At 45.9% G+C, this 14,968-nt stretch carries 17 protein-coding genes; 16 read left to right on the plus strand and 1 reads right to left on the minus strand.

All coding sequences use genetic code 11. The features are described from left to right. The first annotated feature begins 67 nt into the window (after positions 1-67). From glyA to BR62_RS0101820, 11 genes are all read left to right on the plus strand, one after another. Positions 68-1,315 carry a serine hydroxymethyltransferase gene (gene glyA / locus BR62_RS0101770; protein ID WP_032869475.1) on the plus strand — a complete coding sequence of 416 codons (1,248 nt, stop codon included), beginning with the start codon at positions 68-70 and terminating at the stop codon, positions 1,313-1,315. Between the two features lie 134 nt (positions 1,316-1,449). Continuing rightward, complete coding sequence (gene upp / locus BR62_RS0101775; RefSeq protein WP_003151154.1) at positions 1,450-2,079, plus strand: uracil phosphoribosyltransferase; 630 nt, start codon at positions 1,450-1,452, stop codon at positions 2,077-2,079. Between the two features lie 421 nt (positions 2,080-2,500). Continuing rightward, a complete protein-coding gene (gene atpI / locus BR62_RS0101780) occupies positions 2,501-2,884 on the plus strand; it encodes an ATP synthase subunit I (protein WP_003151155.1) in 384 nt (127 codons plus the stop codon). Between the two features lie 7 nt (positions 2,885-2,891). Then, the gene (gene atpB / locus BR62_RS0101785) at positions 2,892-3,626 is read left to right on the plus strand and encodes a F0F1 ATP synthase subunit A (RefSeq protein WP_029325729.1); all 735 of its coding nucleotides are present in this window, start codon (positions 2,892-2,894) and stop codon (positions 3,624-3,626) included. A gap of 45 nt (positions 3,627-3,671) precedes the next feature. Continuing rightward, positions 3,672-3,884 (plus strand): F0F1 ATP synthase subunit C, encoded by a 213-nt coding sequence (atpE, locus tag BR62_RS0101790; RefSeq protein ID WP_003151167.1) that lies wholly within the window; start codon positions 3,672-3,674, stop codon positions 3,882-3,884. Positions 3,885-4,026: 142 nt separating this feature from the next. Beyond that, a complete protein-coding gene (atpF, locus tag BR62_RS0101795) occupies positions 4,027-4,539 on the plus strand; it encodes a F0F1 ATP synthase subunit B (protein WP_003151168.1) in 513 nt (170 codons plus the stop codon). Further along, positions 4,536-5,081 (plus strand): F0F1 ATP synthase subunit delta, encoded by a 546-nt coding sequence (locus BR62_RS0101800; RefSeq protein ID WP_003151169.1) that lies wholly within the window; start codon positions 4,536-4,538, stop codon positions 5,079-5,081. The genes atpF and BR62_RS0101800 overlap by 4 nt, the downstream gene beginning before the upstream one ends. 16 nt (positions 5,082-5,097) lie before the next feature. Further along, complete coding sequence (atpA, locus tag BR62_RS0101805) at positions 5,098-6,606, plus strand: F0F1 ATP synthase subunit alpha (RefSeq protein WP_003151170.1); 1,509 nt, start codon at positions 5,098-5,100, stop codon at positions 6,604-6,606. Positions 6,607-6,681: 75 nt separating this feature from the next. Beyond that, positions 6,682-7,545 carry an ATP synthase F1 subunit gamma gene (gene atpG / locus BR62_RS0101810; protein WP_003151172.1) on the plus strand — a complete coding sequence of 288 codons (864 nt, stop codon included), beginning with the start codon at positions 6,682-6,684 and terminating at the stop codon, positions 7,543-7,545. A 25-nt stretch (positions 7,546-7,570) separates the two neighbouring features. After that, complete coding sequence (gene atpD, locus BR62_RS0101815) at positions 7,571-8,992, plus strand: F0F1 ATP synthase subunit beta (RefSeq protein ID WP_003151173.1); 1,422 nt, start codon at positions 7,571-7,573, stop codon at positions 8,990-8,992. Between the two features lie 23 nt (positions 8,993-9,015). Then, positions 9,016-9,414 (plus strand): F0F1 ATP synthase subunit epsilon, encoded by a 399-nt coding sequence (locus tag BR62_RS0101820; RefSeq protein ID WP_003151176.1) that lies wholly within the window; start codon positions 9,016-9,018, stop codon positions 9,412-9,414. A 44-nt stretch (positions 9,415-9,458) separates the two neighbouring features. Here the strand turns inward: BR62_RS0101820 and BR62_RS0101825 are convergent, their stop codons facing one another. Next, entirely contained in the window at positions 9,459-9,929 is a 471-nt protein-coding gene (locus BR62_RS0101825; RefSeq protein WP_007407595.1) for a hypothetical protein, read from the minus strand. 172 nt (positions 9,930-10,101) lie between these two features. Here BR62_RS0101825 and BR62_RS0101830 point away from each other — a divergent pair, with 172 nt between their 5' ends. The 5 genes from BR62_RS0101830 to BR62_RS0101850 all read left to right on the plus strand — a co-directional run bounded on the left by BR62_RS0101830 (position 10,102) and on the right by BR62_RS0101850 (position 14,741). Further along, positions 10,102-10,332, plus strand: coding sequence for a DUF1146 family protein (locus BR62_RS0101830; protein WP_007614366.1), 231 nt, complete (start codon positions 10,102-10,104; stop codon positions 10,330-10,332). Positions 10,333-10,473: 141 nt separating this feature from the next. Next, positions 10,474-11,214 carry a YwmB family TATA-box binding protein gene (locus tag BR62_RS0101835; RefSeq protein ID WP_007614364.1) on the plus strand — a complete coding sequence of 247 codons (741 nt, stop codon included), beginning with the start codon at positions 10,474-10,476 and terminating at the stop codon, positions 11,212-11,214. A gap of 33 nt (positions 11,215-11,247) precedes the next feature. Further along, the gene (gene murA, locus BR62_RS0101840) at positions 11,248-12,558 is read left to right on the plus strand and encodes a UDP-N-acetylglucosamine 1-carboxyvinyltransferase (protein WP_007407592.1); all 1,311 of its coding nucleotides are present in this window, start codon (positions 11,248-11,250) and stop codon (positions 12,556-12,558) included. Positions 12,559-12,757: 199 nt separating this feature from the next. Continuing rightward, entirely contained in the window at positions 12,758-13,789 is a 1,032-nt protein-coding gene (gene spoIID, locus BR62_RS0101845; protein WP_007407591.1) for a stage II sporulation protein D, read from the plus strand. A gap of 265 nt (positions 13,790-14,054) precedes the next feature. Beyond that, positions 14,055-14,741: a VWA domain-containing protein gene (locus BR62_RS0101850; RefSeq protein WP_007407590.1), complete on the plus strand. Its 687-nt coding sequence runs from the start codon at positions 14,055-14,057 to the stop codon at positions 14,739-14,741. Positions 14,742-14,968 lie beyond the last annotated feature (227 nt).

Raw genomic sequence — 14,968 nt, forward strand, 5'->3', positions numbered from 1 at the left:
GAAAAACCATGTACAATAAGGGTGGTAAAAATAAAGAACAGGAAACGGATAGGAGAGGATCTCGCTGATGAAACATTTACCTGTACAAGACAAACAAGTGTTTAACGCCATCAAAGATGAGCGTAAGCGTCAACAGACTAAGATCGAATTAATTGCTTCTGAAAACTTCGTGACGGAAGCGGTAATGGAAGCACAAGGCTCTGTTTTAACAAACAAATATGCTGAAGGCTACCCCGGCAAACGCTACTACGGCGGCTGTGAGCATGTTGATGTCGTCGAGGACATCGCCCGCGACCGCGCGAAAGAGATTTTCGGAGCTGAGCATGTAAACGTTCAGCCGCACTCAGGCGCTCAAGCGAACATGGCTGTTTACTTCACGATTTTAGAGCACGGCGACACGGTGCTCGGGATGAACCTCTCCCACGGCGGCCACTTAACACACGGAAGCCCGGTTAATTTCAGCGGCGTTCAATACAACTTTGTAGAATACGGTGTCGATAAAGACACGCAATATATAGATTATGAAGATGTGCGTGAAAAAGCGCTGGCGCATAAGCCGAAACTCATCGTTGCCGGAGCGAGCGCGTACCCCCGCACGATCGACTTTAAAAAATTCCGCGAAATCGCTGATGAAGTCGGCGCTTACTTCATGGTAGACATGGCGCATATCGCGGGTCTTGTCGCAGCCGGTCTTCATCCGAATCCGGTTCCTTACGCTGACTTTGTAACGACAACGACTCACAAAACACTTCGCGGACCCCGCGGAGGAATGATCCTTTGCCGTGAAGAGTTCGGCAAAAAGATTGATAAATCCATTTTCCCGGGAATCCAAGGCGGACCGCTTATGCATGTCATCGCGGCCAAAGCCGTTTCTTTCGGAGAAGTGCTTGAAGATGATTTCAAAACATATGCGCAAAACGTCATCTCGAACGCGAAGCGCCTGGCTGAGTCTCTGAACAAAGAGGGCATTCAGCTCGTATCAGGCGGAACGGATAACCACCTTGTGCTTGTTGACCTCCGTTCTCTCGGTCTGACCGGAAAAGTCGCTGAACACGTTCTTGATGAAATCGGCATTACATCTAATAAAAACGCGATCCCTTACGATCCGGAAAAACCGTTCGTCACAAGCGGAATCCGTCTTGGTACGGCAGCTGTGACAAGCCGCGGCTTTGACGGTGACGCGCTTGAAGAAGTCGGCGCCATCATCGGCCTCGCACTGAAAAATCATGAAGACGAAGCAAAACTTGAAGAAGCGAGACAGCGCGTATCTGCCTTGACTGAAAAGTTTCCTTTATATAAAGAACTAGGCTATTAATAAGGAAGAAACCCGCCGGAACCTTAATCCGGCGGGTTTTTTTATGATTTTCTTGAAACTGTTTGTCTTTTTCTGTAGAATCAATAGAAGTGTGAAAAAGTCACTCGGACAACAAAAAAGGAGCTGAACACAGTATGGGAAAGGTTTACGTATTTGATCATCCTTTAATCCAGCATAAGCTGACATATATTCGGAATGAAAATACAGGCACAAAGGATTTCAGAGACCTTGTGGACGAAGTCGCGTCACTGATGGCGTTTGAAATTACACGTGATCTTCCTCTTAAAGAAGTGGAAGTGAAAACACCTGTTCAAACAGCGACATCCAAAGTGATTTCAGGGAAGAAACTCGGTATCGTGCCGATCCTGAGAGCGGGTCTCGGAATGGTTGACGGCATGCTGAAATTAATCCCGGCCGCTAAAGTGGGACATGTCGGATTATACCGTGATCCGGAAACCTTAAAACCGGTGGAATACTATGTCAAGCTTCCTTCTGATGTAGAAGAACGCGAATTTATTGTCGTGGATCCGATGCTTGCTACGGGGGGGTCTGCGGTGGAAGCGATAAACAGCCTGAAAAAGCGCGGCGCGAGAAACATTCGTTTTATGTGTCTTGTAGCGGCTCCGGAAGGCGTGGAAGAGCTGCAGAAACATCACTCTGACGTTGATATTTATATCGCCGCCCTTGATGAAAAACTGAATGAAAAAGGCTATATCGTTCCGGGCCTCGGTGACGCGGGTGACAGACTGTACGGAACCAAATAAATCGGAAAACCTCATTCAGGGGGTTTTCTTTTTTTATCCAGATATTTGCTGAATGGGCAGACTTCATACATTTATAGGTGAATTTGTGAACATTCTGTGTATGCTTTCGGTATAAAAAGTTTTTTAACTTTAAACAGATTGACACATGTTAGGGGCTATTGTATGCTAAACGAGGGTATTATGAGAAGGTTTTCATTCCTTTCATTTCTAGTATCCATCCTCATTTTAAATCCTCCAAAAAACCCGTTATATGAGGATTTATCTAAGCGAATGAAACAGCATCCCGTGGCATCAGGAGGATGAGTGGTTTTTTCGAACAGGCCGTTTTGCGGGACAAAAAAAGGCCTTCTGCAAAGGGTTAACCGCATGTTTTGCCGTATCCAGGAATTATATTACATTTTCATCAGGAGACAGATAGTTGATGGACGATCCCAATCTTACATTCAGCAGACAACGGAGATATGTATTTGTGATCTTAGCAATCTATTTGCTGGGATATGGTCTTACGGCGTATAAAACTGTTTTTCTAGGCCTCTTTTTGGGAACTGTTTTCAGTTTGTTTAATTTGTGGCTCTTGACCAGAAGAATGAATGCTTTTGACAAGGCCGTGGCGAAAGGAAAGTCCATACGATCACTCGGGAGCGCAGCGCGTTGGTGCAATGCGATACTTGCGATGGCTGTCGCCTTTAAATATCCCGATAAAGTCAGTGTGGCAAGTGTGATTATTGGATTAATGACAATTTATCCCGTCATTATGATAGATTCCATTATTCAGCTCAAACGTTCATCAATGGAAGAGAGGTGAAAACCCATTGAATCACGATTACAGAACTATGGATTTGTTTGGTCTTACTTTTAATCTGACAAACATTCTGATGATTACTGTGGCAAGTGTGATTGTGCTGCTGATTGCGATTCTCACTACGAGAACGCTGTCCATCCGTCCAGGAAAAGCCCAGAACTTCATGGAATGGATTGTTGATTTTGTCCGCAATATTATAGGCAGTACAATGGATTTAAAAACAGGGGCTAACTTCTTGGCGCTTGGTGTAACCTTGCTGATGTACATATTTGTATCAAATATGCTGGGGCTGCCGTTTTCTGTAACGGTCGGACACGAGCTTTGGTGGAAATCACCGACGGCCGATCCGGCTATTACTCTGACTCTAGCCGTTATGGTTGTGTCGTTAACGCACTATTACGGCGTGAAGATGAAAGGTTTGAAGGAATACTCTAAGGATTACCTCAGACCGGTTCCGCTTATGTTCCCGATGAAGATCATTGAGGAGTTTGCGAATACGCTGACACTCGGACTTCGTCTTTACGGTAACATTTTCGCCGGGGAAATTCTCCTTGGCCTGCTTGCGAATCTGGCGACGAATTTCTACTCAAACAGCTTCTTTCTCGGTTTGGTCGGCACAGTCGGAGCCATTCTTCCGATGCTTGCATGGCAGGCGTTCAGCTTGTTCATCGGTACCATCCAGGCATTTATCTTTACGATGCTGACGATGGTGTACATGTCACACAAAATCAGTCATGATCATTAAAATCATATATCCATTCGGATAACATTTTAAAGGAGGAACTTTTTCATGAATTTAATAGCAGCTGCAATTGCAATCGGTTTAGGTGCACTTGGTGCAGGTATTGGTAACGGTCTGATCGTTTCACGTACGGTAGAGGGAATCGCCCGTCAGCCGGAAGCAGGAAAAGAACTTAGAACTCTTATGTTCATGGGTATCGCATTGGTTGAGGCCCTTCCGATTATCGCTGTCGTTATCGCGTTCTTAGCGTTCTTTGGCTAAGCAAAAAAGCCTTATATGAACTAAAAATGGCGAAGATCACTCTAAGAGAACCTTCGCCATTGCTTTATGTCTGATAAGCAGGCCGTCCCAAAACGGCTTTTTATCAGCAGAGAAAACCTGCAGAAGGGAGTTGCCGTAGTAGATGTCTCAATTACCTCTTGAATTAGGACTGTCGTTTAACGGCGGAGATATCCTATTCCAATTGTTAGCTATGCTAGTTTTATTAGCGCTTCTCAAGAAATTCGCTCTTGGACCGCTATTAAATATAATGAAACAGCGTGAAGATCATATCGCCGGCGAAATTACGTCCGCTGAAGAAAGAAATAAAGAAGCGCAGAAGCTGATTGAAGAGCAGCGCGTTCTTTTAAAAGAAGCGAAACAGGAATCACAATCACTCATTGAAAATGCGAAAAAACTGGGTGAAAAGCAGAAGGAAGACATTATCCAGGCTGCACGCGCCGAGTCTGAAAGATTGAAAGAAGCGGCGAGAACCGAAATTGTCAAAGAAAAAGAACAAGCGGTTTCCGCACTTCGCGAGCAAGTCGCATCACTTTCTGTCTTAATCGCATCGAAAGTGATTGAAAAAGAGCTTGATGAACAAGCCCAGGAACAACTGATTCAGGACTATCTTAAAGAGGTAGGAGAAAGCCGATGAGTGGATCTGCTGTCTCTAAACGATACGCGTCAGCGCTTTTCGACATTGCCGTTGAGACTTCTCAAATCAATGAAATCGAAGAAGAGCTTACCGTACTAAAAGAAGTGTTCCGGAACGAAGCCGGATTACAGGAAGTGTTAAGCCATCCGAAGGTATCGGCCGCTAAGAAAAAAGAGCTGATTCAGCAATCGTTCGGCGCACTGTCTGAGTCTGTGCTGCATACGATTTTTCTTCTGATTGACCGCCGCCGGTCTTCGATTGTGCCTGATCTCACAGACGAGTTTATCAAACTTGCCAATCAGGCCCGTCAGACAGAGGACGCGGTTGTTTATTCAGTAAAACCGCTGTCAGAAGCGGAAATGTTATCATTGTCTCAAGTGTTTGCAAAAAAAGCCGGAATCGCTTCGCTCAGAATCAGAAATGAAGTGCAGACGGATTTAATAGGCGGCATTAAAGTCCGCATTGGAAACCGGATTTATGACGGAAGCGTAAGCGGAAAGCTTGAGCGCATGGAACGTCAACTTGCCGGAGGAAATCGATAGAAGGGGTGAAACCTAAGTGAGCATCAAAGCTGAAGAGATTAGCACGCTGATAAAGCAGCAAATTCAAAATTACCAATCTGAAATTGAAGTTCATGACGTAGGTACAGTCATCCAAGTCGGAGACGGTATTGCGCGTGTGCACGGCCTTGACAATTGTATGGCCGGTGAACTTGTTGAGTTTTCAAACGGCGTTTTGGGTATGGCTCAAAACCTTGAAGAATCCAACGTAGGTATCGTTATCTTAGGACCTTACAGAGATATCCGTGAAGGTGATGAGGTCAAAAGAACGGGCCGCATCATGGAAGTTCCTGTAGGTGAAGAATTAATCGGACGTATCGTCAACCCGCTCGGACAGCCGGTAGACGGACTGGGTCCGATTCTGACAAGCAAAACACGTCCGATCGAAAGCCAGGCTCCAGGCGTAATGGACCGTAAATCGGTACATGAGCCGCTGCAAACGGGTATCAAAGCGATCGACGCGTTAATTCCGATCGGCCGCGGACAGCGTGAGCTGATTATCGGTGACCGTCAGACAGGTAAAACATCTGTTGCGATTGATACAATCTTAAACCAAAAAGATCAAGACATGATCTGTGTGTACGTAGCGATCGGTCAAAAAGAATCTACAGTGCGCGGCGTGGTGGAAACACTTCGTAAGCATGGCGCGCTTGATTACACGATTGTCGTGACAGCGTCCGCTTCACAGCCGGCTCCGCTTCTGTACCTTGCACCGTATGCAGGGGTGACAATGGGTGAAGAATTCATGTACAACGGCAAGCACGTTCTCGTCGTATATGATGATTTATCCAAACAAGCGGCCGCTTACCGTGAGCTGTCATTGCTTCTTCGCCGTCCGCCGGGCCGTGAAGCATTCCCCGGGGATGTATTCTATCTTCACTCCCGTCTGCTTGAGCGCGCAGCCAAGCTGAGTGACGCAAAAGGCGCAGGATCAATTACGGCGCTGCCGTTCGTCGAAACACAAGCAGGAGATATCTCCGCTTATATCCCGACAAACGTCATTTCCATTACTGACGGACAGATTTTCCTTCAATCCGACCTATTCTTCTCAGGCGTGCGTCCTGCGATCAATGCCGGATTATCCGTATCCCGTGTCGGCGGATCAGCCCAAATCAAAGCGATGAAAAAGGTAGCGGGAACATTGCGTCTTGACCTGGCTTCATACCGTGAACTTGAAGCGTTCGCCCAATTCGGATCTGATCTTGACCAGGCGACTCAGGCGAAACTGAACCGCGGTGCGCGTACAGTTGAAGTGCTGAAGCAAGACTTGAATAAACCGCTTCCGGTTGAAAAACAGGTAGCCATTCTTTATGCGCTGACAAAAGGATATCTTGATGATATTCCGGTTGCGGATATCAGACGTTTTGAAGAAGAGTACTACATGTACCTTGATCAAAACCATAAAGATCTGCTTGACGGCATTGCGAAAACAGGAAACCTTCCTGCTGATGAAGACTTCAAAGCTGCAATCGAAGGTTTCAAACGCACATTTGCACCAAGCAACTAACCCTTAGAAGATGAGAGAAAAAGGTTCTCTTTTTCTCTCTTTTTACGCAAATGAAGAATAAAGGTGGTGAAATCTTTGGCCTCATTACGCGATATTAAGTCAAGGATCACGTCAACGAAAAAAACAAGCCAGATTACAAAAGCCATGCAGATGGTATCCGCTGCGAAGCTGAACCGTGCGGAAACCAACGCGAAGTCATTTGCTCCGTATATGGATAAGATCCAGGAGGTTGTGTTTAACGTCGGAAAAGGCGCGAAAAACGCGAAACACCCGATGCTTGTCTCAAGAGAAGTGAAAAAGACGGCGTATCTCGTCATTACGTCTGACCGCGGGCTTGCGGGTGCGTTTAACAGTTCGGTTTTGCGAAACGCTTACCGCACCATTCAAGAACGCCATCAGTCTAAAGATGAATACACGGTGATTGCAATCGGCAGAGTCGGCCGCGATTTCTTCAAAAAACGGGAAATGCCGATTTTGTCTGAGTTAGTGGGGCTTGGCGACGAGGTCACTTTTGCTCAGATTAAAGATTTGACCCGTCAGACGGTACAAATGTTTATCGACGGCGCTTTTGATGAACTGCATTTGGTGTATAACCATTTCGTCAGTGCGATTTCACAGGAAGTGACGGAGAAAAAAGTGCTGCCTTTAACGGATTTCGGAACGAGCGGCGGGAAGCGCACGGCTTCATACGAGTTCGAACCGGATGAAGAAGAGGTGCTCGAAGTGCTGCTTCCTCAATATGCGGAAAGCTTAATTTACGGCGCGCTTCTTGACAGTAAAGCAAGTGAACACGCTGCGAGAATGACAGCAATGAAAAATGCGACTGATAATGCGAAAGAACTCATTGATTCACTTTCGCTTTCATATAACCGCGCGCGTCAAGCGGCGATTACACAAGAAATTACCGAAATTGTCGGCGGTGCAGCCGCTTTAGAATAGAAAGATTTTGTCAGGAGGGATAGCGATGAAGAAAGGACGCGTAAGTCAGGTGCTTGGACCGGTTGTCGACGTACGTTTCGAGGACGGCCACTTGCCTGCGATTTATAATGCGATTAAAGTTTCACAGCCAGCTACAGGCGAAAATGAAGTAGGCATCGACCTAACGCTAGAGGTTGCTCTTCATTTAGGCGATGATACAGTCCGTACAATTGCCATGGCATCTACGGACGGAATTCAGCGCGGAATGGAAGCTGTTGATACAGGTGCGCCAATTTCCGTTCCTGTCGGTGATGTGACTCTCGGACGCGTATTTAACGTACTGGGAGATAAAATTGATTTAAATGAACCGCTGCCTGCGGATGCTCAAAAGGACCCGATCCACAGATCAGCTCCTTCATTCGATGAGCTTTCAACTGAGGTTGAAATTCTTGAAACGGGAATTAAGGTTGTTGACCTGCTCGCTCCTTACATCAAGGGCGGTAAAATCGGATTGTTCGGCGGCGCCGGCGTAGGTAAAACCGTATTAATCCAGGAATTAATCAACAACATCGCGCAAGAGCACGGCGGTATTTCCGTATTCGCCGGTGTAGGAGAGCGTACTCGTGAAGGGAACGACCTTTTCTACGAAATGAGCGATTCAGGCGTTATCAAGAAAACAGCCATGGTTTTCGGACAAATGAACGAGCCGCCGGGCGCACGTATGCGTGTAGCATTGACGGGTCTTACAATGGCTGAGCATTTCCGTGATAAACAAGGACAGGACGTACTGTTCTTTATCGATAACATTTTCCGTTTCACACAAGCGGGTTCAGAGGTTTCCGCGCTTCTCGGCCGTATGCCTTCTGCGGTTGGTTATCAGCCGACGCTTGCGACAGAAATGGGTCAGCTTCAAGAGCGTATTACGTCTACAAACGTTGGTTCAGTTACATCTATCCAGGCGATCTACGTGCCTGCCGATGACTATACTGACCCGGCTCCGGCGACAACGTTCGCTCACTTGGATGCGACGACTAACCTTGAGCGTAAATTAACTGAAATGGGTATCTACCCTGCGGTTGATCCGCTGGCTTCCACTTCCCGCGCGCTTGCTCCGGAAATTGTCGGAGAAGAGCATTATGCGGTGGCGCGTGAAGTCCAGTCAACGCTTCAGCGTTACAAAGAACTTCAGGATATTATCGCGATTCTCGGTATGGACGAATTAGGTGAAGAAGACAAGCTTGTCGTTCACCGCGCACGCCGTATCCAGTTCTTCCTTTCTCAAAACTTCCACGTAGCTGAGCAGTTTACGGGACAAAAGGGTTCTTACGTGCCTGTTAAAGAAACGGTACGAGGCTTTAAAGAAATCCTTTCCGGTAAATATGACCATCTTCCGGAAGATGCATTCCGTCTTGTGGGACGCATTGAAGAAGTCATTGAGAATGCAAAAGAGATGGGTGTAGAAGTTTAATCTGGTCCTAGGAGGGTAAAAGCATGAAGACCGTTAAAGTCAATATCGTTACTCCCGACGGCCCAGTATATGATGCTGATATTGAAATGGTAAGTGTAAGAGCCGAGAGCGGTGATCTCGGTATCTTGCCTGGCCATATTCCGACCGTGGCTCCGCTTAAAATCGGCGCTGTCCGCCTTAAAAAAGACGGGCAGACCGAATTGGCGGCTGTCAGCGGCGGATTTTTAGAAGTCCGTCCTGATCAGGTCACTATCCTTGCACAAGCCGCTGAAACAGCGGAAAGCATTGATAAAGAGCGCGCCCTTGCTGCGAAAAAGCGGGCGGAAGACCGTTTGAACAAACGATCAGATGATACTGACATTCGTCGGGCTGAGCTTGCGCTACAGCGGGCTGTAAACAGATTGGATGTTGCAGGAAACTAAAAAAGAATCCTTCTCGGCTGTCTGAGAAGGATTCTTTTTCTATATTAACGCATAAGAGATTCATAGACGCCGATAAGCGGATGATCCTCTTCTTTTTGCAGATATAAATGTTCGCAGCAGTTGTCGGTGTGCCACGTTTTGTTTCCTCTCCGCACACCCGTCGTATAGGCGCCGTCCGTATACGGATAAGGTTTGACGACCCATTCGGCATCGTCATGGTGTCTGATGGCGCAATCGATGACATACACACTGAGCATTTTCTCAAATTCGTCAATCGGCAGGTTCCAATCCGCCAAAAGCAGCTCTTGTATGCTGCGGAAGTAAAGAGCTTCCACTTCCAGCAGGCTGCCGCGTGAATAATCAAGAGAAATGTTGAAAAACTGACATAATTCTTTCAGTTCCTCTGTTTGAGACTGTCTATAATCATAGTAGAATGCTATCGCTTCCCACTCGTGGTCAAATACGGGAAGTGTTTCTCCATACTGCTTTTCCGGATGAAAAAAGGAATGATTCATATTCCCATCTCCTTTCCAAAAAAGTATATCATGCCGGAGAACGGACATTTAAGCGGGGATTGCCCCTAATTTTGGATAAAAATTCTGATGTAAAAATGATCATCTTTCTCTCTTCTTCTTATATAATAAGAGAGGATATGAGGGGCGGAAAAAATGAAAGGAGATGGGATTTGTGAATGTATTGGGGCAGCAGGCCGCAATCAGCATCCTGGTTCACCTGGTATGCATTGCGGTGACATGGTGGGCGCTTCAGGCCGTCAACTTTGATCCGCTGATCCGAAAAGGAAAAATAGTGCAGGCGAGGCTGCTGATCATTCTTCTTACCATTGCGATCGGTACGGCAGTCGCTGACTTCTTTTTAGATTATCTTACCTATTCGAAACAGCTTCCATACTTATTTTAAGATGTTTCGTCTGTTGAAATGAAGGGAATCGCTGGGTGAGAAACCAATTTTTCTTCACCCGCTTGGCGAGTTTTGACGAAGTTTTCCATGTATTGCTTTCCCCGGCTCCGGCAAAAATGGGAGTAAGGGGGAGAGATCGATATGAAGAAAAAAAGAGCAGGCCGCATCATCTTATTTTTTGTTTTTTTAAGCGCCTTAATAGCGGTATTTCATTCCATTCATGCAAGTGAGCTGTCTCCGCTTGCCCAGATTGCCGAAGGAATGGAGCGGCAGCAGGTCACTGTAGATGAATGGACGCTTCATGCGAAAAAAAATCTGAACCTGTCACTGAGTGAATTTGATGACAAGGTAAAAGAACTGAAGACGCAGTATCCGCAATATCATTGGGAATCCGCGCGGGAAGATAAAATCGTAAAGGCCGTCGGCACGTATTCTGACAAAAAAAATCACACAACTTTTAAACTGCAGCTCGTCACTACCCTCAAAAACCAGAACCCAACTTCGTATTTATTATATGAGCAAATGAGCCCGGAGCAACCGGAAAACTGGAATGATACATATGAACAGTTTGAACGGCAGGCACATGACATATTTCAAAATAAAGTATTTATTTTTACTTGTCTTAAGGGTCATTTAAATGATAATATGAGTATTGTTTTGCAAAAAAAAGCAGAACAGCTCATGAAAGAATTTGAAGCAAGTCCAGTTGAACATGTAGTTGAGCCTCATTTCGTTTCTGTTTCTGCATTTACATATAAGTGGACAGATTACATCATGACATCGAAACATAAGATGAATGTGCAAGTTGCGCTTAGAAGTGCGGGAATGGGCGAAAAACATACCGTTACGGTTGGCACACCAATCGTGACGACTGAATATTAATATAGAGAATATAGGGACGCGGAGGGGAATACCTTGGAAAAAATCATCGTCCGCGGCGGTCAGAAGTTAAACGGCACAGTGAAAGTTGAAGGAGCAAAAAATGCCGTTTTACCAGTTATCGCTGCATCTTTATTAGCAAGTGAAGAAAAAAGCGTAATATGTGATGTACCTACGCTCTCCGATGTATATACAATTAATGAAGTGTTGCGTCATTTAGGAGCAGATGTGCATTTTGAGAATAATGAAGTTACCGTAAACGCTTCTTACGCTTTAGAAACAGAAGCACCTTTTGAATATGTGCGCAAAATGCGCGCGTCAGTGCTTGTTATGGGCCCTCTGTTAGCCCGTACGGGTCATTCAAGAGTAGCGCTTCCGGGCGGCTGCGCAATCGGCTCAAGACCGATTGATCAGCATTTAAAAGGCTTTGAAGCAATGGGTGCAAAAATCAAAGTAGGCAACGGCTTTATTGAAGCAGAAGTAGAAGGCCGTCTGCAGGGCGCAAAAATCTATTTAGATTTCCCAAGTGTGGGTGCGACAGAAAACTTGATTATGGCAGCTGCTTTAGCTGAAGGAACAACAACGCTTGAAAACGTGGCAAAAGAGCCTGAAATCGTTGACTTAGCGAACTATATCAATGCGATGGGCGGAAAAATCCGCGGAGCCGGCACAGGCACCATTAAAATTGAAGGTGTCGAGAAGCTTCACGGCGTAAGACACAACATCATTCCTGACCGTATTGAAGCGGGTACTTTCATGGTGGCTGCGGCTATCACGGAAGGAAATGTATTAGTCAAAGGTGCGGTTCCTGAGCATCTTACGTCTTTAATTGCGAAGATGGAAGAAATGGGAGTCAAAATTACGGATGAAGGAGAAGGCCTTCGTGTCATCGGTCCTGCCCAGCTGAAGCCGATCGACATTAAAACGATGCCTCACCCAGGATTCCCGACTGATATGCAGTCGCAAATGATGGCGCTGCTTCTCCGTGCGAGCGGAACAAGCATGATTACTGAAACTGTGTTTGAAAACCGTTTTATGCATGCTGAAGAATTCCGCCGGATGAATGGCGACATTAAAATTGAAGGACGTTCTGTGATCATTAACGGTCCTGTACAGCTGCAAGGCGCAGAAGTTGCCGCTACGGACCTGCGTGCGGGCGCGGCGCTGATTCTTGCGGGATTAGTGGCTGAAGGTCATACACGCGTCACGGAACTGAAGCACTTGGATCGCGGTTATGTGAATTTCCATAAAAAACTTGCGGCTCTCGGCGCTGACATCGAGCGTGTCGTTGATGAAACGGCCGCTGAACAAGAAAGCAAAGAAGTCGTAACTGACCTAAACGCATAATGGCTGTAAAAACAGTATGTCAATCTGGCATACTGTTTTTTTATGGTTTATCATCATTATTATGCTCTGATTTCCAAAAAAGAATACGTTTTTCGCGTGAAAAATGGAATAAAGATTCTGTCCAAAAGGAAGTCATATTAGCTTGTCCCTGCCCATAAGATGAAGTAGAGTCGAATCCCAAGCAGGAGGCAGCTGATATATGAAACCGATTGTATTTCTACTATCCGGGCTGTGTATACTTATTCTTCTAGTCCCCACCATTCTCGTCCTTCCGTTTCAGGCAGAAAAAGGAGCAGCCGTAAACAGAGAGCCCGGACACAAAACAGCACACACCACACGAGAAACAAAAGGAGCAGAAACATTGAAAGAATCACCTGTATCCATTCCGGTTTATCGGACATCCAATCATTCTGTAGAAAACATTCCGCTTGAAGAGTACGTGATCGGTGTCGTGGCTTCCGAAATGCCCGCAGATTTTAAACCGGAGGCCTTAAAAGCCCAGGCGCTCGCCGCCCGGACATTCATCGTCAGACTGATGGTCGCTGACTCAGCCGTCCAGGCGCCGAAAGGATCACTGGTGGATGATACGCAAATGTTCCAAGTCTATCAAAGCAAAAGCCAGCTGAAAAAAGAATGGGGTTCTAAGTACGCACACAACCTCAAGAAAATCACAAACGCGGTGGCCGGCACGCAAGGAAAGATTTTAACGTACGATAACAAGCCGATTGAGGCATCTTTCTTCTCTACGAGTAACGGGTATACGGAAAATGCGGAAGCCTATTGGACAAGCGCCATTCCTTATTTAAAAAGCGTGAAAAGTCCGTGGGATAAGCAATCGCCGAAATATCTTGCCACCCAGACCTTCAGTGTGCCGGAGTTTCAGCAAAAGCTCGGCGTACAGCTCTCAGGACAAAACACGGTGGGACAGATTACAGCCAGAACGCCGGGCCATCAAGTGGCAACGGCCGTCATCAACGGCAAAAAGCTGAAGGGAAGAGACATCCGGGAAAAACTCGGACTCCGTTCTGCCGACTTTGAATGGAAACGAAACGGCAGCAGCATCACCATTACGACAAAAGGATTCGGCCACGGCGTCGGCATGAGCCAGTACGGGGCCAATTACATGGCGGAGCAGGGAAAATCAGTGGCGGACATCGTCAAGCATTATTATCAGGGAGTGGACATTTCCGAAGCAGATTCATTTTTAAACAAATATATGGCGAAAAAATAGACGCTTTCATGAGCGTCTGTTTTTTTTGAAAACTATTCCATAAACGGTAAAGCAACCAACAGACTCATATAACGAAAGCCTAAAGGCTGACAAATGTCGATTGAAGGCTGAGCGCCGGGTGTAAATCACTGATAAAAATGCCGCTTCTATGTGAATATACGCAAAAATAATGAGGAACGCCGTCCTATTTATTTCCCTTTTCATCTCATTTACGATAAATATTGTTCGGCGTTGAACGTAAATCTATTGAAAAGGGGAAAAAGCAATGAAAAAAACATTTTCACTCATACTCATGCTCGGATTGATGCTGACTGCTGCATCTCCTGCTTTTGCTGCCGAGAATGCAAACGAGAAGACTCTTTCATTTAAAAACAATACCGCCATTTTACTTGATGCGAGCGGCAGTATGGCAAAACGGATTGACGGTGTTTCTAAATACAACATGGCAAAAGAAGAAATTGTCCGTTTTGCGGATCAAATTAAATCTAAATCACAGGTCAGAATGACAGTTTTCGGTTCGGAAGGCAATAATAAAAACTCCGGAAAGGTTCAATCTTGTGAATCCATTCGCGGTGTGTACGGATTCCAAAGGTTTGACAGACAGAGCTTCCTTAACTCTCTTAACGGAATCGGGCCTACGGGCTGGACACCGATTGCAAAAGCATTAGAGGATGCGAAGGCTTCCTTTACCGGTTTGCACAAACTTGGCAGTAAATCCGTTTTCCTGTTGACGGACGGCGAGGAGACATGCGGAGGAGATCCTGTTAAGACAGCGAAAGAACTTCGCAAACAGCATATTAAAGTCAACGTGATCGGCTTTGACTTTAAGGAAGGCTTCAACGGCCAGCTTCACGAGATTGCCAAAGCGGGCGGAGGAAAATATTACGAAGCTCACAGCCAAAAGGATATGAACCGCATCTTTACAATGGCAGCGAGTTCATTAGCGGAATAAGAAAAGGTGCCGTTTATCGGCCCTTTTTTTTATTTTTATTTAACAAAAATTTCAAGAAAAGATGAAGAGAAAACTGTAAAAAGAATCAGATTCCGGACTTATATTACAAAAAGGGCGAAAAAGGCATTAAATCTGTCATCATTTATCCAATCTTTTTAGGATGATGCGCATAATTCTGTTCATTTTTAACGGCGTACAGCCGCTTATACAAAAGGAATCCCGCCCTA

The sequence above is a fragment of the Bacillus sp. UNC69MF genome, assembly GCF_000746035.1.
Taxonomy (GTDB): Bacteria; Bacillota; Bacilli; order Bacillales; family Bacillaceae; genus Bacillus; species Bacillus velezensis.